The following is a 25865-nucleotide window of genomic DNA, read 5'->3' on the forward strand; positions in this document are numbered from 1 at the left end:
GGCGTGGGTGCCAGCGGTGCGGTAGCGACCGCTGGGGATCCGGGCGAGCGGGTCAGGCCCGGCGGTCGGTGATCAGACGCATGTCGGCGCTCGCGAGGAAGCGCGACATCCGTTCTTCGTCGGTGAGCGAGCTGTTGGTGCCCAGCGCGTCGTGGTCGATCAGACGTGCGAGCACCCCTGCCTTGCGGGGGCCCTGCGCGCCGAGTGCGATCATCGGTGCCGAGTCGAGGGAGCCGCGTGCATCGACCAGCCGCACGACGATGTCGTCGCGCTGGAAGATGGTGCTGCTGTCGATGGGAGCCGAGGGATCGTCGGCGGCGGCCTCGTCCTGCTGCGCGAGCAGCCGTGCGAGTGCCATTCCGCAGCCGGGCTTGGCCGGGTAGTACAGCGCATGCCGCTGGACGGTGGCGTGCTCGCCGCCGGCGGTCGCCAGATGGTGCACCGCGGGGAGCGCCGCCCGGGTGAAGAACACCCGTGCCGAGTTCGGGTCGTCGAGGTCCCGGTCCTGCTCCAGGTACGGGTTGATGGCCTCCTCCACCGCTCTGACCTCGGGCTGCTGGGCCACATGGCGGAGGGCGGCGAGCAGGTCTCCCTGCACCTCGATGGCCCGTACGACCCGGTTGCCGTGCATGAACAGCGAGGTGCGGCGCAGCCGTGTGCCGGAGTCGACCTGGGGCTCGGGCGAGGTGTAGCTCGCCAGGATGTCCGCGACGACCGGCTCACTTCCCGGCTTGACCGTGAAGGTGATGGCGTGGCGTACCACGCCGTCGCCGACCCGCGGTGCAGACTGGAGACCGGTGCCGCTCCGAGCGGCCTCCGCTGTCGCCTGGAAGTTGCCTGTCTCCCGCAGGACGCTGAAGCGCAGCGACCGTGTGTCGCGCACACAGTCGTGCAGCGGCCGCACGGTTTCGACGTGCTCCTCGCTGTTCACCCAGGCGAGGAAGGGCGGCGCGCTCTCCCATTCGCTGGTGATCAGCCACTGGGAGGGGTTCTCGATCGACTGGCAGAGCTGGTCGCTGACATGGCCGGCTACCGATGCCACCTGATTGCGCATGTGTTCGTACGCCGTCAGGAAGCGTTGCTGGGCCCCGTCATGGAGGTCCAGCAGCAGAACGACTCGCAGCCGCGAGCCGTCAAAGGCTGATTGAGACACACGCTCGGACAGCATTGTCATGTTCCACGCATCTCCTTGACGCTGAGGCCGTCACATCCCGTGGCACGACGTCCCCTTTCGGGGACCGGGCGAGGATCCGGCGCGAATGGACGACCGGTCACCACCAGCAGGAGGTGCCGGTCCGGATTCGATCCTGTGCCGGTACCTCAGGTGGCGCGAGATGTGTGAACCAGGCGGGTGAAGGGGGCGATCGAAGCGCTGCTGCCAGGGCATGGAAACTCCATCCCCCCTACCGGCGGCTGGAGCAGGAGCATCTGATGGAAGAAAAGGTCGACGAACGCGTACCGGTCCTCATCGTGGGCGGTTCCCTGGTGGGGCTGTCCGCTTCCCTGTTCCTGGGCCGGCTCGGCGTCGAGCACATGCTGGTCGAGAAGCACGTGAGCACCTCGATGCACCCCCGTGGCCGAGGCAACAACGTGCGCACGATGGAACTGTTCCGGGGGGCCGGCGCCGAGCTGCTCATCCGTGAAGCCGCGTCCGTACTCGCGGACAACCATGGCATCCTCCAGACGTCGTCCCTCGTCACGGACGAGGGGGAGTGGCTGCTCAAGCAGGTCGAGTCGGGCGCGGCACTGGCGAAGTTCAGTCCTGCCGGGTGGTGCGTGTGCAGTCAGAACGATCTGGAGCCCGTGCTCCTGGAGTGCGCGCTCAAGAACGGGGGAGACCTGCGGTACTCCACCGAGCTGCTGTCGTTCGAGCAGGACGCGCAGGGGGTCACCGGTGTGCTGCAGGAGCGGGAGACCGGCAGGCGCCGGACGGTGCGCGCGGACTATCTGATCGCGGCGGACGGGCCCCGCAGCCCCGTCCGGGAGCGCCTCGGCATCGGGCACACCGGGCCCGGCGACCTGTTCCACAACGTGAGCATCACCTTCCGCTCGCTCGGTCTGGCCGATGTCGTCGGAGACCGGCGCTTCATCGTGTGCTACCTGACCGATCCGGAGGCGGACGGCGCTCTGCTGCCCGTGGACAACGTGGAGAACTGGGTCTTCCACGCGCCCTGGCAGCCCGAACGCGGCGAGACGCTCGAGGACTTCACCGACGAGCGCTGCATCGAGCACATCCGCAGGGCGACCGGCGTCGTCGGCCTCGATGTCGAGATCACCGGCAAGGCTCCCTGGCATGCCGCCGAGCGAGTCGCGGAGCGGTACTGGGACGGCCGGGTCTTCCTTGCCGGGGACTCCGCCCATGAGATGTCCCCGACCGGCGCGTTCGGCTCCAACACGGGCATCCAGGACGCGCACAACCTGGCATGGAAACTCGCCGCCGTCCTCGACGGCAGCGCCGGCCCCGGCCTGCTGGCCTCGTACGAGGAGGAACGCCGCCCGGTGGCGCAGGCCACGAGCTCGCGGGCCTCGGCCAGATCGAAGGAGCACAGCCACCCGGGTTACGCCCCGGCGCCCGGAGTCGGGGCCGGCAAGCAGGGCGGAATGCTCACGGTCGCCATGGGCTACACCTACCCGCGGGGCGCGGTGCTCGGGGCCGACCCCCAGCAGCCCGTCGTACCCGCACGGATGAATCTCTCCGGCGGGCCCGGTACCCGGGCCCCGCACCTGTGGCTGCACGAGCAGGGCTCGGTTCGCATGCGCTCCACGCTCGACCTGTACGAGCGGTCCTTCGTCCTGCTGACGGGTGACGGCAGCGCCGGCGCGGCATGGCACGAGGCGGCAGCGGCGGTGGCCGCCCGGCTGTCGGTCACTCTGGACGCCTATCGGATCGGGGACGGGCGGGACGCCGATCTGGTCCCCGAGACCGGCGTCGACTGGGCCCGGCTCCACAGCACCACGTCCGACGGCGCCGTGCTGGTACGCCCGGACGGGTTCGTGGCCTGGCGGTCGGCCGGCGCGGTGGCCGACCCCGAGGCGGTGCTCATGGAGACCATGAGGACGCTGCTGTACCGGGCCTGACGTCGCCCGGCATCCGCCGGTGTCCCGCTACGGGGCACCGGCGGACCGCTGCACGGTCCCGGTGACAGGGCGAGGTCAGCCCCCGAGGCGGCGCAGCCGTTCGGCGTCACAGGTGCGCGGACAGGTGGCGCAGGCCTCAGCGGGCCGGATCGTGTAGTAGAGGCAGCAGCCGAGGCGCGTGCGGGTCGGGTACGTCTGCCCGTCACGACCCGTCAGCAGCCGGAAGCCGGCGCCTGAGGGGAACGGGGCGACGGGCCCCGGCAGCAGCCGGCCGGCCTCGTGCACGGCCCGGTCCTCCTCGCCGAGCATGCGGCCGAGGTACCAGACGCCGGACACCAGATCGTCGCCGGCCATGCCCCACAGCGCCCGCGGCCCGCGCCGTACCCGGGGCGCGAGGGCCTCCAGCAGCGGCCGCACATGATCGGCGACCGCCGCGCGCAGTTCCGCGCGCAGGGCTTCCTCGTCGGGCACGACTCTCACCCCCGGCTGGGCGGCCGCGGGATCGCCGGGCAGGCAGGCGAAGCGGCCCGGAACGACCTCGTACGCATCACTCGTGCGGCTGTGCCGTACGTCGTGAGGGTGAATCCGAGGTACCCGCCGCTCCAGGTACCAGGGGCCGCTCATCAGCAGGCTCACGGACCACAGGTAGCCGTGCAGGGCACGTGAGGCGACGACGTCGGGCCGGGCGGTGTGGTCGTACCGGTCACGGATGCGGGCCGCCTCGGCGTCGAGGAAGGCGTCGAGCAGTTCGGCACGGCGTACCAGTTCGGCCCCGTCCGCCCAGCCCTGGCCGGCCGGTGTCCGGGGGGCCGCGACGCTCAGGTTCAGTGCCGGGCACACGGTGGCGAGACGGCGGAAGGCCGAGCCGAGCAGAGCGGAGCAGCTCGCGGCAGGTTCGGCCGGCGCCGGGGCCAGGATCACTGGGTAACTCCTCGAACGGCAGTGCACATCGAACGGCACGGCGAACCGACGTGCGATTAGGGAAGGCTCACCTTACCCACGGTGAAGGGTGGGGGTGTGAACCGGCGCCCCGTTTCCGGGAATTGGCGTGTTTAGGAATGCCTAACCTAAGCTCTCGCCTCGTGATCCAGAACTGCCGGGGCGCCCGGCGCGGACACCCGTCCCCTGTCGTCCGTGCGAGCGGAAGGTGATCCCTTCATGAGGCTGTACCTGCTGGCCCTGAACCCGACCGACTCGGTGACCGAGGGGTTTCTGCCCGCCGCCCGCCGTCTCGGCATCGATGTCACGCTGCTCACCGACCAGCCGGATGCGCACGACGCCGACCCCGCCGTCGATGTTCTGGAGTGCGACGTACGTGACTTCCGGGCGGTGATCACCTCGGTCTCGGCCGGCCGGGCGCCGGACGCCGTCTTCACCAACAGCGACCATCTGCAGACCCAGGCCGCGCTCGCCGCCGACTACTTCGGGCTCCCTGCCAAGCCCTGGCAGGCCGCCCTCCGCACCAAGAACAAGGCGGAGATGCGCCGCACGCTCGCCGCGGCCGGGATCGATGCCGTCCGGTCTGCGGAAGTCGCCCCGGGGCAGGACCCGGCCGCCGTACTCGCCGCCCCCGACCTGCCGTTCCCCTGCGTGGTCAAGCCGCGCGAAGGAGTGGCCAGCGAGGACGTCGTGCTGGCCGACGGGCCGGCGGAACTCGTGGAGCGCTGCAAGGAGATCCAGGCGCGCCGCCCGCGGGCCTCACTGGTCGTCGAGGAATATCTGCCCGGCGAGCTGTGCACCCTGGAAACCCTCGGTGACGGCGAACGCCTGCACGTGCTCGGCGGCTTCCGCACCGAGCTGTCCCCGCCCCCGTACTTCATCGAGGAACGGCTGACGTACGTCCCCCGCCACCCCGAGCCGGTCGTCGCACAGGTCCTCGCGCAACTGAACGCGCTCGGCGTCGGATTCGGCGCCTGCCACACCGAGTTCACCGTGCACGAAGGGCGCGCGCGCCTCATCGAGGTCAATTACCGGGCCATCGGCGACCAGTGCGACCTGCTGCTCGCGGACCTCCTCGGCATTCCGCTCTTCGAACACATCCTCCGTACGCATCTGGGGCAGCCCCTGCCCGACGATCTGGGGGCGCGCTCCGATCGCGCCGCCCGTCTCGACTATCCGTGCGCGCGGCGCGCCGGCACCCTGACCCGCTCACCGGCCCCAGTTGAACTCTCCGTCGGTGACGTCCGTTTGACGTACCGTCCGATGCGTCAGCTGGGGGAGCGGCACGGTGTGTACCACACGAACCGCGACATCCTGGGGGTCGTCAGAGCCATCGGCGCCGACCAGGAGTCCGTCGACCGGGCCGTGGCCGGCTTCCTCGGCTCGCAGCAGTGGGAGATCACGCCGTGACGGTGACGACGGAAGAAGCTTCGGGCACGGATCTGCTGCTGCGCGTCCTGAGTGCCCTGCTTCGCGAGGACGTCGTCGGCCTCCGCAGCCGCAGCACCCCCGTCGAGGAATCGGACGGCACCTGGCTGCGCCTCACCGCAGCGGACGGCGGCGCACTGCTGCTGCCGGTACGCGCCGACGGGTTCCAGTGCGCGACGGCGGCCCGGCTCCCCCTGCTGCGCCGGGAGCCCGACGGAGCCGAACTCACCACGGCCGAAGGCATACTGGACGCGCTCGCCGCCCTCGCGGACCAGGAGGACCGCCCCGGTTTCGCGGCCTTCCTGGGCGAATGTCGCGATGCTCTCGAGGCCCTGCGGCTGCACGCCGAGACCCGCGACGAGATCGCCGGACTGCTCTCGGCCCGCCATGGCGCCGACCCTGCCGACTGGACCGGCCCCGCCGGGGGCCTCGCCCACGACACACTCGCCGCCCGCGCCGACCACCCCGTCTATCCGACCGCGCGCGGCCGCTCCGGACTCTCGCCCCGTCAACTACGCCAGTACGCACCGGAGTTCCATCCCCGCTTCCCGTTGCGCTGGCTGGCCCTGCCCAAGGAGGCGGTCACGGCACAGGGCCTGGACCCGGACGGGGGCGGAGTGTGGCCCGCTCCCTCCGTCCTCGGGCTGCCCGGTGCACTCGACGCCAGTCATCTCACGCTCCCCGTACACCCGTTGACCGCCGAGGGACCCCTGCGGGAAGCACTGCGCGCCACCGGGCTCGACACGACGGCCTTCCTCGCGGACCGGCCCCATCTTCAGGCCGTGCCGACGCTGTCGATGCGCACCGTCGCCCTCACCGCGCACCCCCGCGTCCATCTCAAACTTCCTCTCGCCACCTCCACCCTGGGCCTGCTCAACCGGCGCACCATCAAGCCCGGCAGCCTGTGCGACGGTGCCGCCGGCCAGCGGCTGCTGGAGACGGTCATCGCCCGGGAACCCCGCTTCCGGGGCACTGTCCTGCACGCGGACGAGACCGCCTTCGCCCATGCCGGGCACGAACTCCTTGCCGCACTGCGGCGCATCCTGCCCGCCGGACTGGACGGCTCCGTCGTCGTTCCGTTGGCCGGCCTGCTCGGCCGGGCCCCCGGCGGCCGCCTGGTGATCGACCATCTCGCCGACCGGTTCTACGGCGGCGACCCGCTCACGCTCCTCGATGCGCTGCTCACCCTGCTCCTCGACTGGCAGACCACACTCTTCGGCTACGGCATCGCCCTCGAGTCCCATCAGCAGAACATCTCCCTCGTGCTCGACACCGCCGCGGGAAGCCCGCGGCTGCGGCTGCTGCTCAAGGACAACGACGGCCCGCGTATCAACGCCGCACGGCTGCGCGCCGCCCTCGGCCCCGACGCGCCCGGCCCGGCCGCCTTCGACGACAGGCGCATCTTCGGCGACAGCGACGGGCCGGTCACCGACCTGTTCACCACGATCACCGTCCATCTGTGCGCCGGCGCCTACGCGTTCGGGCTCGCGGCCCATGGCCGCGCCCCGCTGGAGCGGCTGCTCGCGCTCGTACGCGACCGCCTCGGCGAAGCCGTCGAGCGGCTCGGCACCCGCCCCGGACAGCCCGGGGCCGTGCTGCGCGCCCGGGTACTCGACGCACCGCGGCTGCCGGTCAAGGCCATGGTCACGGCGGGCACCCTGCTCACCAAGGCCAGATCGGGAGCAGCGGACATCAACAAGCACTACACCACCGGACCCAACTACCTGTTGCGAGGAGCGTGACCCGGCGATGGCCACCACGATCCCCCGCCCGCCGGCCGCGCCGGCGCGGCTCACGGCACTGCCCACCGCCGACCGGGCCGTGTCCCACACCCTCCTGAACTGTCTGCTGCGCGAGGTGTCGGGACCCGAGCGACAGACCGCCGTCATCGGCGGCCATCTGCTGGTGCGTCTGCCACGCCGCGGCAGCACCCTGCGTGTGGCACTGCGCCGTACCTCCCTGCTCGGTGCCCACCGCTTCACCGGCCCGGTCATCGAGCAGACCGCACGCGGCTGGGCCGAGACCGACTTCAGACGGCTCGCCGAACACATCCACGGCGAGCTGTCGTTGCGTTCCGGGGCCGCCAACGACGAGTTCCTCGGGCAGGTCGCGGCAAGCCACCGAGCGGTCCGCGCCGCCCTCGCGCAGGCGCGCCCCGAGACGCCGGCCGGGGACCGCCTCGCGACCTACCTCGCCTCCGAGCAGTCCCTGCTGTTCGGTCACCGCTTCCACCCCACCCCCAAGGCCCACGGCGGCGACCCCGCCTCCTGGGCCGCCTACGCCCCGGAGACCGGAGCAGGCTTCCCGCTGCGGCTGCTCGCCGTGCGCGACCACCTGATCGCCGAGGAGAGCGCCGAGCCCGGAGCCGCCGACCCGCTCGACCGGCTGGGGACCGCGCCCGCCGGCCACCGGCTGCTGCCCGCGCACCCGTGGCAGTACGAACTGCTGCGCACGCGGCCCGCCCTGCGGCAGGCACTCGAGCGCGGCGACGTCCTCGACCTCGGCCGCGGCCCGAAGCGGTTCACCCCCACCGCCTCCGTGCGGACCGTCTACGACGGCACCACCTTCCTCAAGTTCAGCCTCGACATCCGCATCACCAACTGCGTACGCAAGAACGCCCATTACGAACTCGCGGGTGCCGTCGCCCTCACCCGGCTGCTCGGCCCGGCACTCGCCGATCTGGCCGACCGCTTTCCCGGCACCGGCCTGCTGCGCGAGCCGGCCTATCGCACCCTCGCGCTCCCCGGCCCCGGCGGGCGCCCCGACCGCACGCTGCTGGAAGGCCTCGGCGTCATCGTCCGCGAAGGACTCGACCGCCACCTGCGGCCCGACACCACCGCCCTGCTCGCGGCGGCCGTCGCCGACGAATACCCCACCGGCCCCGGCCACATCTCGAGGCTGCTGCCCGCCGCCGACCCCGAGGCGGCCCTGTCGTGGTGGAGGGAGTACCTGCGGCTGCTGGTCCCTCCCGTGCTCGCCGCGTACTTCGACCACGGGCTCGTCCTCGAACCCCACCTGCAGAACGTCCTCGTCTGCGTCGACGCCGAGGGCAGGCCGGCCCAGGTCCTCTTCCGCGACCTGGAGGGCACCAAGCTCGTCCCCGAACACCACGCCGGCACCCTTGCCGCGCTGCCCCCCGACGTCGCCGCCCCCATGACGTACGACGCCGGACGCGGCTGGGACCGGGTCGTCTACTGCCTCCTGGTGAACCACGCGGCCGAGATGCTCGCCGCCATCGCCGACCTGTATCCGCACACCGAGACCGAGCTGTGGGCACAACTGGGCCGCACGCTCCAGGAGTACGGCGACACGCACGGCTGCCCGCCAAGGCTGCGAGCGCTGCTGGCCGGCGCGCCCCTGCCGGCCAAGGCCAATCTGCTCACCCGCTGGCAGCGCACCGCCGACCGCAGCGCCGGCTATGTCCGCCTGCCATCCCCTCTCGCGCCGGACGCACAGTCCCGCGTCCCCCGCACGGATCCGGACGGAAGCACCCGATGACCACCCCCACCCCCACCCCCACCCCCACCGCCCCCGTCCGTGACCGGGCCCTGTCCCTCGCGGGACACCAATTGCCCGCCTACATCTACGACCTCGGCGCACTGCGTGAGCACGCCGCCTCCGTCCGGTCGGCACTGCCGGAGCGGGTGGAGCTGTACTACGCGGCCAAGGCCAACCCCGAACCGGAGATCCTCACCGCACTCGCCCCCTACGTGCACGGCTACGAGGTCTCCTCCGGCGGCGAGCTCGCCCATGTCACCGCGTCCGTCCCGGACCGCCCGCTCGCCTTCGGCGGCCCGGGCAAGACGCCCGACGAGATCGCCGCGGCCCTGGAACTCGGCGTGGCGCGTTTCCATGTGGAGAGCGCGTACGAACTGCGCATGCTGGCCGAGCTCGCCTCCCGCACGGCACCCGGCCGCCGGATCGCGGTGCTGCTCCGTTTCAATCTGCCCGTCGCCGCCCGCTCGCTCGAAGGCAGTGCACTGACCATGGGCGGCCGCCCCGCACCGTTCGGCATGGACCCGGCCGAGGCGGACGACGCGGTGCGTGCACTCACCGACGGCAGCCATCCACAGCTGGAGCTGCGCGGCATCCACGCCCACCTGGCCAGCGGTCTCGCGGCCGCGGAGCAGCTCGCCGTGGCCGAAGCCGTGGTCACCTGGGCAGCCGGCCTCGCGGCCCGCCACCGCATACCGCTCCACGAGGTGAACGTCGGCGGTGGCATGACCGTCGACTACGCCCGGCCCGGCGCCCGTTTCGACTGGGCCGCCTTCGGCACCGGCCTCGCCCGTATCGCCGCCGCCCACCCGGGCCCGCTGCTGCGCATCGAGCCGGGCCGCGCCCTGAGTGCCTACTGCGGCTGGTACGCCACCGAGGTGCTGGACGTGAAGCACAGCCATGGCGAGGACTTCGCCGTCGTCCGCGGCGGCACCCACCATCTACGCACCCCCGCGACCAAGGGCCACGACCAGCCGGCCGCCGTGCTGCCCATGGACACCTGGCCGCACCCCTGGCCCCGTGCGGCCGCCCGGCAGGACGTGATCACCCTGACCGGACAGCTGTGCACCCCGAAGGACGTCCTTGCCCGCCGGGTGCCGGCCGCGGGGCTGCGCGCGGGGGACCGCGTGGTGTTCGCGCTGGCCGGGGCGTACGCATGGAACATTTCGCACCACGACTTCCTCATGCACCCACGACCCGGATTCCACTTCCTTGCGCCCGCGTTCCCGGAGCCCACGCCGCCGCACGGGCCATGACGTGCCCCGCCCGTCGCGCTCGGCGTGCGGCCTCCACGGGGAGGACGGACGATGAACGCGATGAGCGGAGCAGCAGTGACCAAGGAAAATGCCGGCCTCGGCCTGGACCGGGGTCTGGTCGTGCTGGAGAAGGTCAACAAGCACTTCGGCGCGCTGCATGTGCTGCAGGACATCGACCTGACCATCGTCCGGGGCGAGGTCATCGTGGTGATCGGACCGTCCGGGTCCGGGAAGTCCACCCTGTGCCGTGCCATCAACCGGCTGGAGACCATCGACTCGGGCGTGATCGCCGTCGACGGCAAGCCGCTGCCCGCGGAGGGCCGTGAGCTGGCCGCGCTGCGCGCCGATGTCGGCATGGTCTTCCAGTCCTTCAACCTGTTCGCGCACAAGACCGTGCTGCAGAACGTGATGCTCGGACAGGTCAAGGTGCGCAAGAAGGACAAGAAGGAAGCCGAGGAGCGGGCCCGGGCACTGCTCGAGCGGGTGGGGGTCGCCTCGCAGGCGGACAAGTATCCCGCGCAGCTCTCGGGCGGCCAGCAGCAGCGTGTGGCCATCGCCCGGGCGCTGGCCATGGACCCGAAGGTGATGCTCTTCGACGAGCCGACCTCGGCGCTCGACCCCGAGATGATCAATGAGGTGCTGGAGGTGATGCAACAGCTCGCCCGGGACGGAATGACGATGGTCGTCGTCACCCACGAGATGGGATTCGCCCGTTCGGCCGCCAACCGCGTGGTGTTCATGGCGGACGGCCGGATTGTTGAGGAGACGACACCCGACGAATTCTTCACCAACCCGCGCAGCGAACGTGCCAAGGACTTCCTGTCGAAGATCCTGCACCACTGAGCCGGCCCTCGGCCGACCGGTCCCTGCTCGGCGGACCCCGCACCACATCTCGATCCCTAGGGATGATCACCATGAAGCTTCGTAAGGTCACCGCCGCGGCCGCTGCCGTGCTGGCGCTGTCCCTGACTGCCTCGGCCTGCGGATCGGACGGCGGCGGGGGCGACAGCGGATCCGACGACAAGAAGATCACCGTCGGTATCAAGTTCGATCAGCCCGGCCTCGGTCTGAAGACCCCGGACGGCAAGTACACCGGCTTCGACGTCGACGTGGCCAACTATGTGGCCAAGCAGCTCGGCTACAAGCCCGGTGACATCCAGTTCAAGGAAGCCAAGAGCGCCGACCGCGAGACCCTGCTCCAGCGCGGCGATGTCGACTTCATCGCCGCCACCTACTCGATCAACCCCGAGCGGGCGAAGAAGGTCGACTTCGCCGGCCCCTACTTCCTGGCACACCAGGACGTGCTGGTCCGCGCGGACGACAACTCCATCACCAAGCCGGCCGACCTGAACAACAAGAAGCTCTGCTCGGTGACCGGCTCCACCTCCGCGCAGAACGTCAAGGACCAGCTGGCTCCGAAAGCTCAGCTGCAGGAGTACGGCGGCTACTCGGAGTGCCTGACCGGCCTGGAGAACAAGGTCATCGACGCCCTGACCACCGATGACGTGATCCTCGCGGGATACGCGGCGCAGCCGGAGCACCAGGGCAAGTTCAAGCTCGGAGGCTTCAAGCTCAGCAACGAGAACTACGGGATCGGTGTCCAGAAGGGCAGCGAACTCAAGGCGAAGATCAACACGGCCCTGGAGAAGATGGTCGCGGACGGCTCCTGGGACAAGGCCGTGACGAAGAACTTCGGCCCGGCCGAGTACCAGAACGAACCCCCGCCGAAGATCGGCGTCGTCGTCAACTGACGCACACGACACCCACGGGCGCGCCGCCGACCAGCGCGGCGCGCTTCGCCTGCCACACACGCGAAGGTGCGGGAGAGACGTGTTCGACTTTCTTCAGGGCTACAACGTGCTGGGGGCGTTCTGGGTCACGGTGCAGCTCGCCGTCTACTCCGCCATCGGCTCCCTGATCTGGGGAACGCTCCTGGCCGCGATGCGGGTCAGTCCCGTCCCGCTGATGCGTGGCTTCGGCACCGGCTACATCAACATCGTGCGGAACATCCCGCTCACGGTGATCATCGTGTTCACCTCTCTGGGGCTGTTCCAGACCCTCGGCGTCAGCATGGGGGCGGACGATTTCGAGACCATCAACTTCCGCCTCGCCGTCCTCGGCCTCATCGCCTACACGGCCGCCTTCGTCTGCGAGGCACTGCGGTCCGGCATCAACACGGTGCCCATCGGCCAGACGGAGGCGGCGCGCGCGATCGGGCTGAGCTTCACCCAGGTGCTCCGGCTCATCATCCTGCCTCAGGCCTTCCGCTCGGTGGTGGGCCCGCTCGCCAACGTCCTGATCGCTCTCACCAAGAACACCACCGTGGCCTCCGCGATCGGCGTCGCCGAAGCCGCGACGCTGATGCGGGAGATGATCGAGAACGAGGCTCAGCTGATCCTGATCTCCGCCATCTTCGCCTTCGGCTTCATCTGTCTGACTCTCCCCACCGGGCTCTTCCTCGGCTGGGTCGCCAAGAAGGTGGCGGTGAAGCGATGAGCACGGTCCTGTACGACACCCCGGGGCCGCGCGCCAAGCGGCGCAATGTGCTCCTCACAGTCGTGTTCCTGATCGCGCTGGCCGCACTGTGCTGGTGGGTGATCGAGGCTCTCGCCGCCAAGGGGCAACTCGAATGGGTCAAGTGGGAGCCGTTCTTCACCGACTCCCGCGCCTGGTCGACCTATCTCCTGCCGGGCCTGAAGAACACGCTCATCGCCGCCTTCCTGGCGATGATCATCGCGCTGCCCCTCGGCGCGCTGTTCGGTATCGCCCGGCTCTCCGACCACGGGTGGGTCCGGGGCGCGGCCGGCACCGTGGTGGAGTTCTTCCGCGCGATCCCGGTGCTCATCCTGATGCTGTTCGCGAATGCGGCGTACTCCGAGTTCACCGACGTCAGTCCCGACAGCCGGCCGCTGTACGCCGTGGTGACCGGCCTCGTCCTCTACAACTCCTCGGTGCTCGCCGAGATCGTACGCGCCGGAATCCTCTCGCTGCCTCGAGGCCAGACGGACGCCGCCAAGGCGATCGGCATGCGCAAGGGCCAGACCATGCGGTTCGTGCTGCTGCCCCAGTCGGTCACCGCGATGCTGCCGGCCATCGTCAGCCAGCTCGTCGTCATCGTGAAGGACACGGCGCTCGGCGGCGCATTGCTCGGGTTCTCCGAGCTGCTCGCATCGGTCCGCCCGATGAGCGCGAACTACGGGGCCAACACCATCGCCAGCTTCACCGTCGTCGCCGTGATCTTCGTGGCGCTGAACTTCGGCCTCACCACCTTCGCCGGCTGGCTGGAGGGCAGGCTGCGACGCGGCAAGAAGTCCACCGGCGCGGTGGTGGGTGCCGACGCGGTGGAGGAGCTGGCCACGCCCGGCGAACACATCGAGCCGGGTGCCGACGGGACCGGCTTCGGCCCGGGGGGCCGTGAGAAGTGACGAAGGTGTGCACGTGTCCGTGCGAATCGCACGGTTGAGCTGCGGCGCCCGTCGCGACCGAGAGAGTATGGACCTACCCTCGTCATCCTGATGTGAGGACGTGATCGAGACAGCGTGCCTGTGCATCGTGACGCGGAAGGAGCGACCGTGGGCAGCGCCGACGTGTTCCGTGCGCGGCTCAGCGTGAACGGCCGTGCGGATGTGCCCCTGTCGCCGCCGGGCGGCCTGCTGGACGTGCTCGGGGTCGCAGCCGTGGTGCTCGATGCGCAGGGGCGGATCGTGCTGTGGAGCCCACAGGCCGAGGAACTGCTCGGCTACACCGCGCAGGAGGCTCTGGGGCAGTACGCCGCCCAGCTGCTGGTCGCCGACGAGCATCTCGATCTGGTGCTGCAGCTGTTCGCCCAGGTCATGGAGAGCGGGGAGAGCTGGGAGGGCGTCTTCCGGGTACGGCACAGGGACGGTACCCAGCGGCTGCTCGAATGGCGCAACATGCGGCTCCAGGACGATCTCGGCGCCTTCTACGCCCTCGGCCTCGCCACCGACCAGGCGACCCTGCGCCGGGTGGAGCAGGATCTCGCCCTGTCGCTGCGCCTGGTCGACCAGTCCCCGATCGGGCTGGCCGTGCTGGACACGGATCTGCGCTACGTCTCGGTGAACCCCGCTCTTGAGCGGCTGGGCGGCCTGTCCGCCGAGGAGATCCTGGGCCGCAGCATGCGCGAAGCGCTGCCGTTCGGGGACGCCGACGCACTCGAGGCCGCGATGCGCCAGGTGCTCAGGACCGGCAAGCCTCTGCTGGACCGCTATGTGCTGGGCCGTACCGCAGCGGATCCGGACACCGAACAGGCGTGGTCGGTGTCCCTGTACCGGCTGGAGGACCCGGGAGGCCGGGTGCTGGGCCTGGCCGTCTCGGTGGTGGATGTCACCGACCGGCACCGGGCCGCCACCGAGGCGGAGCGGGCGCGGCGCCGGCTCGCGCTGGTGGCGGACGCCTCCGTACGCATCGGTACGACCCTCGATCTGGAGCAGACCGCACGGGAACTGGCCGATGTGGCCGTGCCGGAACTGGCCGACATCGCCGCCGTCGATGTGCTCGACCGGGTGCTGGTCGGCCCGGACGGCGGTCCGGGCCGGGCGTCCGGCGACGACGGACCCGTGCTGATCCGCGCCCTCGCTGTCGCCTCCGCCTATCCCACGGTTGCCGTCGAGGCCGCCGACCGGCCCAGCGAACTGGCCCGGTACGACGCCGACCGGCTGGTCACGCAGTGCGTCAACACCGGGCGGCCGGTCATGGTGTCCGAGCTCGGGACGCAGGATCTGACGAAGATCGCCCGCAATGTGGAGGCCGCCGGGCTGCTGCGGGAGGCGGGGGTGCACTCCTATCTGGCCGTGCCGCTGATCGCGCGCGGTGAGGTGCTGGGAGCGCTCGACCTCAAGCGTGCCCGCAATCCCGAGCCCTTCACGGAGGACGACGTCCTGCTCGCCACCGAGTTCGCCTCCCGCGCCGCCGTGTGCATCGACAACGCCCGCTGGTACCGCCAGCAGCGGGAGACGGCCCTCAAACTGCAGCGCAGCATGCTTCCCGAGATGCCCCAGCACCTTGTCGGCCTCGAGGTCGCCTCCCGCTACCAGCCGGCCAGAGCGGGCAGCGAGGTCGGCGGTGACTGGTTCGACATCATTCCCATGAACCGGGAGCGCACCGCGCTGGTGGTGGGCGATGTGATGGGCAGCGGGATCAATGCGGCCACTGTCATGGGCCGGCTGCGCACCGCGACGCAGACCCTGACCAAGCTCGCCCTGGACCCCGCGGTGGTCCTGCGGCATCTCGACGAGATCACCGCCGGTCTCGACCCGTACTTCGCCACCTGCATGTACGTCGCGTACGACCCGCACCGCGCCCAGTGCAACATCGCCAACGCCGGCCATCTGCCGCCGGTGCTGGTCCGCGCCGGCTCGGCGCCGCGGCTGCTCGACCTGCCCACGGGCACCCCCCTCGGCGTCGGCGGCGGCGTGCTGCGCAGCGTCACCGTCGGCCTCGACCCGGGTGACCTGCTCGTGCTCTACACCGACGGTTTGGTCGAGACCCGCGACCAGGACATCGACGTCCGCCTCGACACGCTGCTCGGCCTCCTCCAGGTCCCCGACGCGTCGCTGGAGGACACCTGCGACCGGCTGCTGCGAGCCCTGCGCCAGCCGGACACACCCGACGACGTCGCTCTGCTCATCGCCCGCGTGACCGGCTGACCGCGACAGGGATCAAGGCGTGGGCTCGGGCAGGGGCTCGCCCGTCTCCAGCAGCGTCTTGAGGCTGGAGAGCAGCGCGGGCCAGCCTTCGCCGACCATCTCGCGCACGGTGCTTCCCGGATCGAGGTCGTCGTGCACCACGGTCAGTTTGACCATCTCGCCGACCTGTTCGAGATCGAAGGTCACCTTCGAACGGCGCTCGACGGCCACCTTGGCGAACACGTCGCTGCCCACGCCGGCGGCCGCTGCCCACTCCGAGGTGAAGGTGTGCCAGGTGTATGAGAGCCGGCGGCCCGGTTCGGACACCAGCACGACCTGGTCGGGGTCGGCGACCTTGTTGCCGCCCTCCTCCCAGACCATGGCCGAGCCCGCTTTCCAGTCCGACTCGAACGCCACGCCCCAGTAGCGGGTGGTGAACGCAGGGTCGGTCAAGGCCTGCCAGAGCTGCTCGGGCGTGGTGCGGATGTACGTCGTGTAGACGAAGGCGTTGCTGTCCATGGGGGACCGCTCCAATGCTGACTTCAGGTCCGCGAGGGCGCGTACGCGCTCGCGGTCGTACCGGCTGATCCATCGGTCCGCGATGGCGTTGATCGGCGCGGCGTCGAGGTGGTGCAGTTTCTCCCGGCCGCGCCGGACCGTGGTCACCAGACCGGCCGCCTCCAGCAGCGCCAGATGCTTGCTGACCGACTGGCGGGTCATGTCGAGACCGGAGCACAGCTCGCGCAGACTCTGCCCGTTGCGGGCGTTCAGGCTGTCGAGCAGCCGGCGGCGGCTTGCGTCGGCCAGTGCCTTGAACACCTCGTCCATCGCTCCCACCCGCGACATGCAGCTATTTGGTTGCACTCAGGTTAGGCAGTCGTACGGTTGCATGTCAATGCCGGGCGCGGATCGCCGACGGCCGCTCAGGGCACGTCGGTCATCCCCGGCATCTCGCCCTCGGTCTTCCCCAGGTCGATCACCGAGAACGACGCGCCCTGCGGGTCGCTCAGCGCCGCGAACCGGCCGAAGGGGCTGTCCATCGGACCGAAACGCAGGATCCCGCCGAGCTCGGTCGCCTTCGCCACGGCCGCGTCGCAGTCCTCGACCGCGAAGTACACGTTCATGTACGGGGGCACGTCGGGCGGGAACTCCTCGGTCATGCGCATCCGGCCGAGAGCCGCCTGGTCGCCGAGGTTGTAGATGTTGAAGTCGACTTCGTCGTCCTCCAGTCGTTGCACGGTGTAGGGGAAGACGGCCGGGAAGAAGGCGTCCGACTTCTCCGGCTCCCGGGTGAAGGCCTCGGCCCAGGCGTACGCGCCGGGCTCGCCCTTCTTCTCGAAGCCCTCATGGGTGCCGGCCTGCCATACGCCGAAGACCACCCCGCTCGGGTCGCGCGCGAGGGTCATCGAGCCGAACTCGCCGACCTCCATCGGCTCCATCAGCAGCTCGCCACCGTTCTCACGGATCTTCTGGGCCGTGGCGACGGCGTTCGGTGAGGCCAGATACAGGCACCAGGCCGACTGTCCCTCCTGGCCGGGCATCGGCGGGACGACCGCGGCCACCGCCTTGCCGTCCACATACGCCTGGGTGTAATTGCCGTACTCCGACGACTGCTCACCGAACGTCCAGCCCAGGACGGCGCCGTAGAAGGTCTTGGCCCCCTCGGTGTCGCTGAACATCGCATCGGCCCAGCACGGCGTGCCCTCCGGTTCTGCGGCCATGACTCGACCCTCTCCTGCTCGATGACTGGTCCGAATGGTCCGGTTCGCCACGCTAGTCAGTCGTCCGTCCGCTCGCGCGCCGAACGCGACAGTGTCCTTGGTTGTGTTGCGGCGAGCCGACGGGAATCCGCTCTTGGGGCATGAAATGTTGGCTGATACATCGAGCTGGTCCGCTCGAGGACACCCCGCGCGGCCGCACGGCACGCGCCCGCACCATCGAGGCACCGTGAACAACCCCCACCTCGAACAGCCCGCCGACACCGTGGCCCGGCTGCGCGCCACCTTCCGCTCCGGCCGCACCAGGCCGGTCGACTGGCGTACGACGCAGCTGCGCCGACTGCGCGAGATGCTCACCGACAACGGAACGGAACTTGCCGGCGCCCTGCATGCGGACCTGGCCAAGAGCTCCACCGAAGCGTTCCGCACCGAGATCGACGCCACGGCCCGCGAGATCGACCACATCCTCGGCCACCTCGACCAGTGGCTGAGTCACGAGCCGGTTCCCGTCCCCCCGCACCTCGGCGACGCGAAGGCCTGGACGCAGTACGACCCCCTGGGCGTCGTCCTCGTCATCGCGCCCTGGAACTATCCGGCCCTGCTGCTGCTCACGCCCATGATCGGTGCGCTGGCCGCCGGCAATGCGGTGGTCGCCAAGCCCAGCGAACTGGCTCCGGCCACCTCCGCCGTGCTCGCGCGCCTGCTGCCCGCGTACCTCGACACCGACGCCGTGGCCGTCGTCGAAGGCGGGGTCCGCGAGACCACGGCCCTGCTGGCCGAGCGGTTCGACCACATCTTCTACACCGGCAACGGCACCGTCGGCCGCATCGTCATGAGCGCCGCCGTCCGGCACCTGACCCCGGTCACCCTCGAACTGGGCGGCAAGTCACCGGTGTTCATCGACCGTGACACCGATCCGATGACGGTCGCCGCACGGCTCGTGCGCGGCAAGTTCCTCAATGCCGGCCAGACCTGTGTCGCCCCCGACTACGTCCTCACCGACGCCGAGACCGCCCGCGCCCTGGAACCCGCCCTCGTCAAGGCCATCGAAGAGCTGTACGGAACCCGCCCGGCGACCTCGCCCGAGTACGGACGGATCATCAACGAACGCCACTTCGACCGGCTCAGCGCGCTCCTCGACTCGGGCCGTCTGGTCACGGGAGGCGACCGCGACCGCGCGGCGAAGTACATCGCGCCCACCGTCCTCGCGGACGTGCGCCCCGAGGACCCGGTCATGCAGGAGGAGATCTTCGGTCCGGTGCTCCCTCTCGTGACCGTCTCCGGTCTGGACGAGGCCATCGGCTTCATCAACGACCGCGCCAAGCCCCTTGCCCTGTACGCCTTCACCGAGTCCGAGACCACACGTCGGCGCCTGGCGTCCGAGACGTCGTCGGGCGGCCTCGGCTTCGGGCTGCCGCTGGTCCATATCACCGTCCCCGACCTGCCCTTCGGCGGGGTCGGCGAGAGCGGCATGGGCAACTACCACGGCCGCTGGTCCATCGAGACGTTCAGCCACCGCAAGGCCGTGTTCGACAAGCCGCTGAGCTGACCTGCGCAGGAGGCCGACCGGCCTCCTGCGCACAGGCAAGGGGCGGGCCGGGACAGGGCCCGCCCCTTCGGTCTGCCCGCAGGCCGGACACGAGCCGCGGGCCGAGTGCCGTAGCGCCGACGGGGGTACGGCCGTACCCGGGGGAGGGGTGAGCGGACCGGTATCCGGTTCACCGGCGAGGCGACGCTGCCCGCTGATCCCGGGGAGTGCGACGGCGTCGGCCCTGTTCCCCCGCTGGTCGCCAAATGCCCTGTCCACAAAGCGAGTTGCGTCGGGCAGAATCACGGGCGGATACAGTGATCGCAACGAGGGCCGGCGGGTGCGGAGCGTGCGACGAAGCCGCCGACGACCACGGGAGAGCCATGACCATCTCCGGCACACGGATTCCGGGCCCGGCAGGACTGCCGCTGCTCGGTTCGATGTTCGACCTCAAGCGCGACTCGCTCGGTACGTTCCTGAACGCGCAGCGCGAGCACGGCGATGTCGTACGCATCACGGCCGGACCGCCCGGGCTGCGGGCCGAGCTCTACGCGGTCTTCTCCGCCGAGGGCGCGCAGCAGATCCTCGCCACCGAGGCCGCCAACTTCCGCAAGGACAACGCCTTCTACGAGGAGGTCCGCGAGTCGTTCGGGAACGGCCTGCTCACCAGCCAGGACGAGGACTACCTGCGGCAACGGCGGCTGGTGCAGCCGCTGTTCACCCGTCGCCGGGTCGACGGCTACGCGGAGGCGATCACCTCCGAGACCGCGACGACGACCGCAGCATGGCGCAGGGCGCCTGACTCCACCGTGGACGTCGTATCCGAGATGACCGGGCTCACTCTGCGGGCGGTGGCCCGCATCCTGTTCGGTACGGACGTCGAGTCCGCCGTCGACGTGGTGGAACGCTGCTTCCCGGTCATCGGCGAATACGCTCTGCAGCGCGGCTACTCGCCCGCAAACCTTCCCCGTAGCTGGCCGACTCCCGCCAACCGCAAGGCGGCTGCCGCGACCGAGGAGCTGTATGCGGTGTGCGACGACATCATCGCGAAACGGCGGGCCGCCGGGGACTCCGCCACCGGCGAGGACCTGCTGACGCTTCTCGCCCAGGCCGGGAGCGAACAGGACGGAAGCTTCGAGGCGTCCGAGATCCGCGAGCAGGTCCTGATCTTCCTCCTCGCCGGCCATGAGACCACCGCCACCTCGCTCGCCTTCGCCCTGCACCTGCTCGCCCGCCATCCCGAACACCAGCAGCAGGCCAGGGCCGAAGCCGTACGCGTGCTGGCCGGGCGTACTCCCGAAGCCGCCGACCTCGACGCACTGCCGTATCTGACGAAGGTGCTCAAGGAGTCCATGCGGCTGTACCCGGCCGGGCCCGTCATCGGCCGGCGCGCCGTCGTCGACACCGAGATCGGGGAGTTCACCGTCCCGGCCGGAGCGGACGTGATCGTGGCCCCTTGGGTGACCCACCGTCATCCCCGTTACTGGGACGATCCGGAGCGCTTCGACCCCGAGCGGTTCACGCCCGAGCGGGAGAAGGCCCGGCCCCGTTACGCCTGGTTCCCCTTCGGCGGCGGACCGCGGGCCTGCATCGGCCAGCACTTCTCGATGCTGGAGTCCGTCCTCGCCCTGGCGATGATCCTGCGGGAGTACGAACTGAGCGCCGTGGACGAGCAGGTGCCGGTCGGCGCCGGAATCACGCTGCGCGCAGAGGGCCCCGCCCGGTGTGTGGTCCGCCCTCACGACCTGTAGGAGCTTCTGACCGGTGCAGCGCCGGAGGGCGCGGCACCGGTTCAGCGCCCTTGGGGTCCAAGGTCCCCAGCAGTACAACGATCGCCATGCCCCGTAATGTCCGGGGAATTCGTGCGGCGCACAAGAGCGCCGCTCCGGCCCGCGGCCCGGAGCGGGCGACGGGTGCCGCCGCTCGGACGATGAAGTCGAGGCGCCCGTCTGTCACATGTGCGTCGTGGCGCGTATGTGCCAGCTGATTACCGTTCCCCGGCCCGGGCGGCGGCCTGTAGGACCGTCCCATGATTCCCAACGCACTTCGCTGCCGTCCCGGCTGGAAGACCCTCTCTGCGACGGTCGCCTGCGCCGCAACCGTCTCGCTGCTGACCGGACCGGTCGGCCCCGCGGCGGCCAGCATCTCGACCTCCCGGGCCCAGGCGATGACGGCACCGCACGCCGCCACCCACACGGTCACCCTCATCACGGCGACGTAGTCCGCGTCATGAACGCGGGCAACGGCAGGCAGGCCGTCGACGTCGAGCGTCCGCACGGCGCCTCGGGCGGCGTGCGGACGGAGACCGTCGGCAAGAACCTGTACGTCTACCCGGACGAGGCCATGCCCTACCTGGCCGCCGGGAAGCTCGACCGCAGGCTCTTCGACGTGACGTCGCTGATCGAGCAGGGGTACGACGACGAGCACAGCGAACTCGACGCCCGCATCCTGGCGCTGAGCCGGCAGGGCTGACCGACCAGGCGGCCGCAGGCCAGCTGGGTATCTCACGGCGTACCTACCAGCGCCGTACAGGCGATCTGATGGCCAAGGCGGGGGTGGGCACCCGGGTCCAGCTCGGCTGGCATGCCGCCCGCCGAGGCTGGGCGTGACGTCGACGGCGTACACGACGGACACGAGGCGGCCGCCGCCGGCCGCGGGGTGTTGCGGCGCACCGCGGGGGAATGGATCGACCCGGCGGCGCGCTGAGGAACCCGTACAAGATCCGCGGGAGATGCGATGCTCGTCAGCACGTACTCGAGCGCCTTCGCTCAAGGAGGTCCGACCCCATGTCAGAGATCAGTGGATGGGTGAATCCGCTGCAGGACCCGCAGGACCGACGGCTGCCCCGAGTCGCCGGGCCCTCGGGGCTGGTGATCTTCGGTGTCACCGGGGATCTGTCACGCAAGAAGCTGATGCCGGCCGTCTATGACCTGGCCGGCCGGGGGCTGCTGCCCCCGGGCTTCTCCCTCGTGGGGTTCGCGCGCCGCGACTGGGCGGACGAGGACTTCGCCCAAGTGGTCCACGACGCCGTCCGGGAGCACGCGCGAACGCCGTTCCGCGAGGAGGTCTGGCAGCAGCTGGTGAAGGGGATGCGTTTCATCCCCGGCGACTTCGCGGACGACGTGGCCTTCGACAGGCTCAAGTCCACCGTCGAGGACCTCGACAAGGCACAGGGCACCGGCGGGAACTTCGCGTTCTACCTGTCGGTGCCGCCGAAGTTCTTCCCCACGGTCGTCCAGCAGCTCAAGAAGCACGGACTGTCACGGCCGCCGGAGGGCTCCTGGCGCCGGGCGGTCATCGAGAAGCCGTTCGGGCACGACCTGGCATCCGCCGAGGAGCTCAACCAGGTGGTGCACGAGGTCTTCGCGCCCGACGAGGTCTTCCGTATCGACCACTACCTCGGCAAGGAGACCGTCCAGAACATCCTGGCGCTGCGGTTCGCGAACACGCTGTTCGAGCCGATCTGGAACCGGTCGTACGTCGACCATGTGCAGATCACCATGGCCGAGGACATCGGCATCGGCGGCCGGGCCGGCTACTACGACGGGATCGGCGCCGCCCGTGACGTCATCCAGAACCACCTCCTGCAGCTGCTCGCGCTGACCGCCATGGAGGAGCCCGCCTCCTTCGACGCGGAATCCCTCGTGACCGAGAAGCTGAAGGTGTTCAAGGCAGTGCGGCTGCCCGACGATCTCGGCCGGTCCACGGTGCGCGCGCAGTACGCGGCGGGCTGGCAGGGCGGCGAGAAGGCGGTCGGGTACCTCCAGGAGGAGGGTATCGACCCCAAGTCGAAGACCGATACGTACGCCGCGGTCAAGCTGGAGGTCGACAACCGCCGCTGGGCGGGTGTCCCGTTCTATCTGCGCACCGGCAAGCGGCTCGGCCGGCGGGTGACGGAGATCGCGGTGGTCTTCCAGCGCGCCCCGCACTCGCCGTTCGACTCGACGGCCACCGAGGAGCTGGGGCAGAACGCCCTGGTCATCCGGGTGCAGCCGGACGAGGGTGTGACGATGCGGTTCGGCTCCAAGGTGCCCGGCACCTCGATGGAGCTCCGCGATGTGACCATGGACTTCGCGTACGGCGAGTCGTTCACCGAGTCGAGCCCCGAGGCGTACGAACGGCTCATCCTCGATGTCCTGTTGGGTGATGCCAACCTCTTTCCGCGGACCGAGGAGGTCGAGGAGTCCTGGAAGATCCTCGACCCGATCGAGGCGTACTGGGACACCCACGGCAAGCCCGCGCAGTACCCCGCCGGCACCTGGGGGCCGGCCGAGGCGGACGAGATGCTCGCACGAGACGGACGGAGCTGGCGCAGGCCATGAGGATCGACCTTACGGACACGAACGCGAGCAAGATCAACAAGGCGCTGGTGCAGGGCCGCCGCGCGATCGGCACCCCGGCCGTCGGCATGGTGCTCACCCTCGTCATCGTCACCGACGAGGAGCACGCCTATGACGCGATCAAGGCCGCCGGTGACGCGTCGCGTGAGCATCCCTCGCGCACCCTGGTCGTCATCAGGCGGGTCTCGCGCTCGCCCCGGGACCGGCACGACACGCGCCTGGACGCGGAGCTCCGGCTCGGCAGCGATGCCGGTGCGGGTGAGACCGTACTGCTGCGCCTGCGCGGCGAACTGACCCGGCGTGCCGACTCCGTGGTGCTCCCGCTGCTGCTCCCGGACGCGCCCGTGGTGGTGTGGTGGCCGGTCGGCGCCCCGCCCGTCCCGGCGAAGGACCCGCTCGGTGCCCTCGCGCAGCGCCGTATCACCGATGCCTACGCGGTCGAGTCACCGATCAGCGAGCTCGCCGCACGTGCCGCCGGATATGCACCCGGTGACACCGACCTCGCGTGGACGCGGCTCACACCGTGGCGATCGATGCTCGCCGCCGCGCTCGACCAGGCGCGTGCGGAGGTCACCTCCGCCGTGGTCGAGAGCGAGGCCGAGAACCCGAGTGCCGAGCTGCTGGCCCGCTGGTTCGTGGACCGGCTGAAAGTGCCGGTCGAGATGGTCGTCACGGACGGGCCGGTGGTCACCGCCGTACGGCTGCGCACCTCCGACGGCGAGATCCACATCGACCGGCCGGAAGGCCCGGTGGCCCGGCTCGCCATCCCGGGACAGCCGAGCCGGGTGCTGGCCCTCAAGGTGCGCACCACCGCCGAACTGATCGCGGAGGAACTGCGCAGGCTCGACCCCGACGACACCTACGCCGCGGCGCTGCGGGCCACGGTCACCGCGCCGGACCCGGAGGAGGACGAGGTCACAGAGGCGTCGCCCACAGAGAAGGCGGAGTGAGCTGCGGGGCAGCCGAGGGCTCGCGGGCGGGCGTGTGCGGGTGAATGCTTGAGGGGAACCTCGCGTGCGGTGGCACGCAGCCGGAACCCGGCCGAGGAGGCGGACGATGCCCCGGACCCTGCATTGGAAGGTCGATCTGTTCGTGTCGGAGGACGGCGGCACGACCACGGCGCGGGCCGTCCTGGACACCGGGACGGCCAGGCTCAGCGCCGCCGGCAAGGCCCGCTGCAGCCCGCAGGACGAGGACGTGCCGGAGATCGGCGACGAACTGGCCGCCGCGCGCGCCATGAAGAACCTCTCCCTGGACCTGATGCGCGTGGCCTACCACGACGTGGAGAGCAAGGAGGCCGGGCCGTCCGGCAGGCCCGCGGCGCCGGTCTCCGGCTGGTCCGAGCTGACCACCTGAGACGCCTGAACCACCTGCACCGCCCTGGCCGCAGGCCGCCCGCGAGGCGACCGTCCTGGTTCGCCCGGACCGGCCGCGCTGCCGACGATTGCCGGGCATCTCCCGAAGGGAGACCGGACGGACAGACCGAGTTCACCGTGGCAGCCGTTCTCGATCGGACAACAACATCGCAGGTCTGATCAGGCTGCCGCGCGAGAAGAAGCCCTTCCACCCTGTGCGCGCAATCCGCTACGGACCGCAGCCGGACGTCGCGCGACCTGCTGCCGGAGACGCGCCGCCGGGATCGGCGGACGCAATCGGAATGCCGGTGCAAATAGCGCGCATTGCGCACCGTGGTGATGCGCCGTCAAAGATTCGGTGCCCTCCCGTGAATCTGCACACCGAATGCTCAGGCGACACACGGTCTCCCTACCGCGCCTACCCCGCTGACCAGCAAGTACCGCCCTCTGGGCGGGAATGTCCAGTTCGGTGGGCAGGCGCCTCGGGGCCGCAATGCATTCGCATCGGGTGATCCGGTGAAGAAGATGGCACCAAGCCATGTGCGGACGTGCACGTCTTGGTAATTCAGCGCCTCGCCGGACGCTGAACAGGCAGTTCTCGATTGGCTGCCCAACACGACTCCGTGCTTTGATCCTTCGCACCGCGGGAGTCGCCCGTGGGTTCCCGATTACGGGAATCCGACGCCCGCGTTGCGGTCGGTGCTGCCCTTTTCGGCGCGGCCGGGCGCAACCATTTCGAAATACCCCCATGTGAAGGGAACGTCCCCATGAGCTTCATCCCCACCCAGGAGATCTCCGACAGCGAGCTGGACAACGTGGCCGGTGGCCTGCACAGCGCCGTTGTCGGCAACGCCACCGCCGCCCTTGACACCATCGCCCCGGTGTCCGCCACCGTCGGCACCGTCACCGGCCTCGTCGAGGGCGCCACCGGCATCAACACCGCCGCCGTCACCGGCCCGGTCACCGGTCTCGTCGCCGGTCTGTAAGTCCTTTCGGAATGCCGGCGTCCCTCCTGCCGGCAGTCCACGCCGTGTGCCCCGGAGTCGCCCCAGGCTCCGGGGCACACGTCGCGCCGTTCTCGTA

22 protein-coding genes are annotated in these 25865 nt (G+C 70.4%); 18 read left to right on the forward strand and 4 right to left on the reverse strand.

The annotated features are described in order from the left end of the window. Nucleotides 1-52: 52 nt before the first annotated feature. On the reverse strand, nt 53-1174 hold the full coding sequence (locus tag OHS70_RS33390; protein WP_328403710.1) for a SchA/CurD-like domain-containing protein: 1122 nt from the start codon (nt 1172-1174) through the stop codon (nt 53-55). Nucleotides 1175-1431: 257 nt separating this feature from the next. Between OHS70_RS33390 and OHS70_RS33395 the strand changes: the two genes are divergently transcribed. Then, entirely contained in the window at nt 1432-3078 is a 1647-nt protein-coding gene (locus OHS70_RS33395; protein ID WP_328403712.1) for an FAD-dependent oxidoreductase, read from the forward strand. A 75-nt stretch (nt 3079-3153) separates the two neighbouring features. Here OHS70_RS33395 and OHS70_RS33400 read toward each other — a convergent pair whose 3' ends face one another. Continuing rightward, complete coding sequence (locus OHS70_RS33400; protein ID WP_328403714.1) at nt 3154-3999, reverse strand: (2Fe-2S)-binding protein; 846 nt, start codon at nt 3997-3999, stop codon at nt 3154-3156. A 237-nt stretch (nt 4000-4236) separates the two neighbouring features. Here OHS70_RS33400 and OHS70_RS33405 point away from each other — a divergent pair, with 237 nt between their 5' ends. The 9 genes from OHS70_RS33405 (at nt 4237) to OHS70_RS33445 (ending at nt 15862) form a co-directional block, all read left to right on the forward strand. Continuing rightward, nucleotides 4237-5427, forward strand: coding sequence for an ATP-grasp domain-containing protein (locus OHS70_RS33405; protein WP_328403716.1), 1191 nt, complete (start codon nt 4237-4239; stop codon nt 5425-5427). Between the two features lie 2 nt (nt 5428-5429). Further along, nucleotides 5430-7187, forward strand: a complete 1758-nt coding sequence (locus OHS70_RS33410; protein WP_443062773.1) for an IucA/IucC family protein — start codon at nt 5430-5432, stop codon at nt 7185-7187. Nucleotides 7188-7194: 7 nt separating this feature from the next. Further along, complete coding sequence (locus OHS70_RS33415) at nt 7195-8943, forward strand: IucA/IucC family protein (protein WP_328403720.1); 1749 nt, start codon at nt 7195-7197, stop codon at nt 8941-8943. Beyond that, nucleotides 8940-10196, forward strand: coding sequence for a type III PLP-dependent enzyme (locus OHS70_RS33420; RefSeq protein ID WP_328403722.1), 1257 nt, complete (start codon nt 8940-8942; stop codon nt 10194-10196). Before OHS70_RS33415 ends, OHS70_RS33420 begins: the two co-directional genes overlap by 4 nt. Nucleotides 10197-10256: 60 nt before the next feature. Next, entirely contained in the window at nt 10257-11039 is a 783-nt protein-coding gene (locus OHS70_RS33425; RefSeq protein WP_328403724.1) for an amino acid ABC transporter ATP-binding protein, read from the forward strand. Between the two features lie 71 nt (nt 11040-11110). Further along, on the forward strand, nt 11111-11947 hold the full coding sequence (locus OHS70_RS33430) for a glutamate ABC transporter substrate-binding protein (protein WP_328403726.1): 837 nt from the start codon (nt 11111-11113) through the stop codon (nt 11945-11947). Between the two features lie 79 nt (nt 11948-12026). Next, nucleotides 12027-12692: an amino acid ABC transporter permease gene (locus OHS70_RS33435; protein WP_328403728.1), complete on the forward strand. Its 666-nt coding sequence runs from the start codon at nt 12027-12029 to the stop codon at nt 12690-12692. Then, complete coding sequence (locus tag OHS70_RS33440; protein ID WP_328403730.1) at nt 12689-13621, forward strand: amino acid ABC transporter permease; 933 nt, start codon at nt 12689-12691, stop codon at nt 13619-13621. The genes OHS70_RS33435 and OHS70_RS33440 overlap by 4 nt, the downstream gene beginning before the upstream one ends. A gap of 147 nt (nt 13622-13768) precedes the next feature. Further along, a complete protein-coding gene (locus tag OHS70_RS33445) occupies nt 13769-15862 on the forward strand; it encodes a SpoIIE family protein phosphatase (protein WP_443062690.1) in 2094 nt (697 codons plus the stop codon). Nucleotides 15863-15874: 12 nt separating this feature from the next. Here the strand turns inward: OHS70_RS33445 and OHS70_RS33450 are convergent, their stop codons facing one another. Next, a complete protein-coding gene (locus tag OHS70_RS33450) occupies nt 15875-16669 on the reverse strand; it encodes an ArsR/SmtB family transcription factor (protein ID WP_328406090.1) in 795 nt (264 codons plus the stop codon). A gap of 95 nt (nt 16670-16764) precedes the next feature. Further along, complete coding sequence (locus tag OHS70_RS33455; protein ID WP_328403732.1) at nt 16765-17562, reverse strand: VOC family protein; 798 nt, start codon at nt 17560-17562, stop codon at nt 16765-16767. Nucleotides 17563-17788: 226 nt separating this feature from the next. On the opposite strand from OHS70_RS33455, the gene OHS70_RS33460 reads away from it, so the two are divergent. From OHS70_RS33460 to OHS70_RS33495, 8 genes are all read left to right on the forward strand, one after another. Then, nucleotides 17789-19108, forward strand: coding sequence for an aldehyde dehydrogenase family protein (locus tag OHS70_RS33460; RefSeq protein WP_328403734.1), 1320 nt, complete (start codon nt 17789-17791; stop codon nt 19106-19108). Nucleotides 19109-19470: 362 nt separating this feature from the next. Then, the gene (locus tag OHS70_RS33465) at nt 19471-20838 is read left to right on the forward strand and encodes a cytochrome P450 (protein WP_328403736.1); all 1368 of its coding nucleotides are present in this window, start codon (nt 19471-19473) and stop codon (nt 20836-20838) included. 278 nt (nt 20839-21116) lie between these two features. Beyond that, the gene (locus OHS70_RS33470) at nt 21117-21308 is read left to right on the forward strand and encodes a hypothetical protein (RefSeq protein ID WP_328403738.1); all 192 of its coding nucleotides are present in this window, start codon (nt 21117-21119) and stop codon (nt 21306-21308) included. Between the two features lie 8 nt (nt 21309-21316). After that, the gene (locus OHS70_RS33475; protein WP_328403740.1) at nt 21317-21559 is read left to right on the forward strand and encodes a hypothetical protein; all 243 of its coding nucleotides are present in this window, start codon (nt 21317-21319) and stop codon (nt 21557-21559) included. Between the two features lie 314 nt (nt 21560-21873). Continuing rightward, nucleotides 21874-23409, forward strand: a complete 1536-nt coding sequence (gene zwf, locus OHS70_RS33480) for a glucose-6-phosphate dehydrogenase (protein ID WP_328403742.1) — start codon at nt 21874-21876, stop codon at nt 23407-23409. Next, on the forward strand, nt 23406-24377 hold the full coding sequence (opcA, locus tag OHS70_RS33485) for a glucose-6-phosphate dehydrogenase assembly protein OpcA (RefSeq protein WP_328403744.1): 972 nt from the start codon (nt 23406-23408) through the stop codon (nt 24375-24377). The genes zwf and opcA overlap by 4 nt, the downstream gene beginning before the upstream one ends. 106 nt (nt 24378-24483) lie before the next feature. Further along, on the forward strand, nt 24484-24783 hold the full coding sequence (locus OHS70_RS33490; protein ID WP_328403746.1) for a DUF1876 domain-containing protein: 300 nt from the start codon (nt 24484-24486) through the stop codon (nt 24781-24783). A gap of 766 nt (nt 24784-25549) precedes the next feature. After that, nucleotides 25550-25768, forward strand: coding sequence for a type A2 lantipeptide (locus OHS70_RS33495; RefSeq protein WP_328403748.1), 219 nt, complete (start codon nt 25550-25552; stop codon nt 25766-25768). Nucleotides 25769-25865 lie beyond the last annotated feature (97 nt).

Origin of the sequence: Streptomyces sp. NBC_00390 (assembly GCF_036057275.1) — a bacterium.
In the GTDB taxonomy this organism is placed as follows: Bacteria; Actinomycetota; Actinomycetes; order Streptomycetales; family Streptomycetaceae; genus Streptomyces.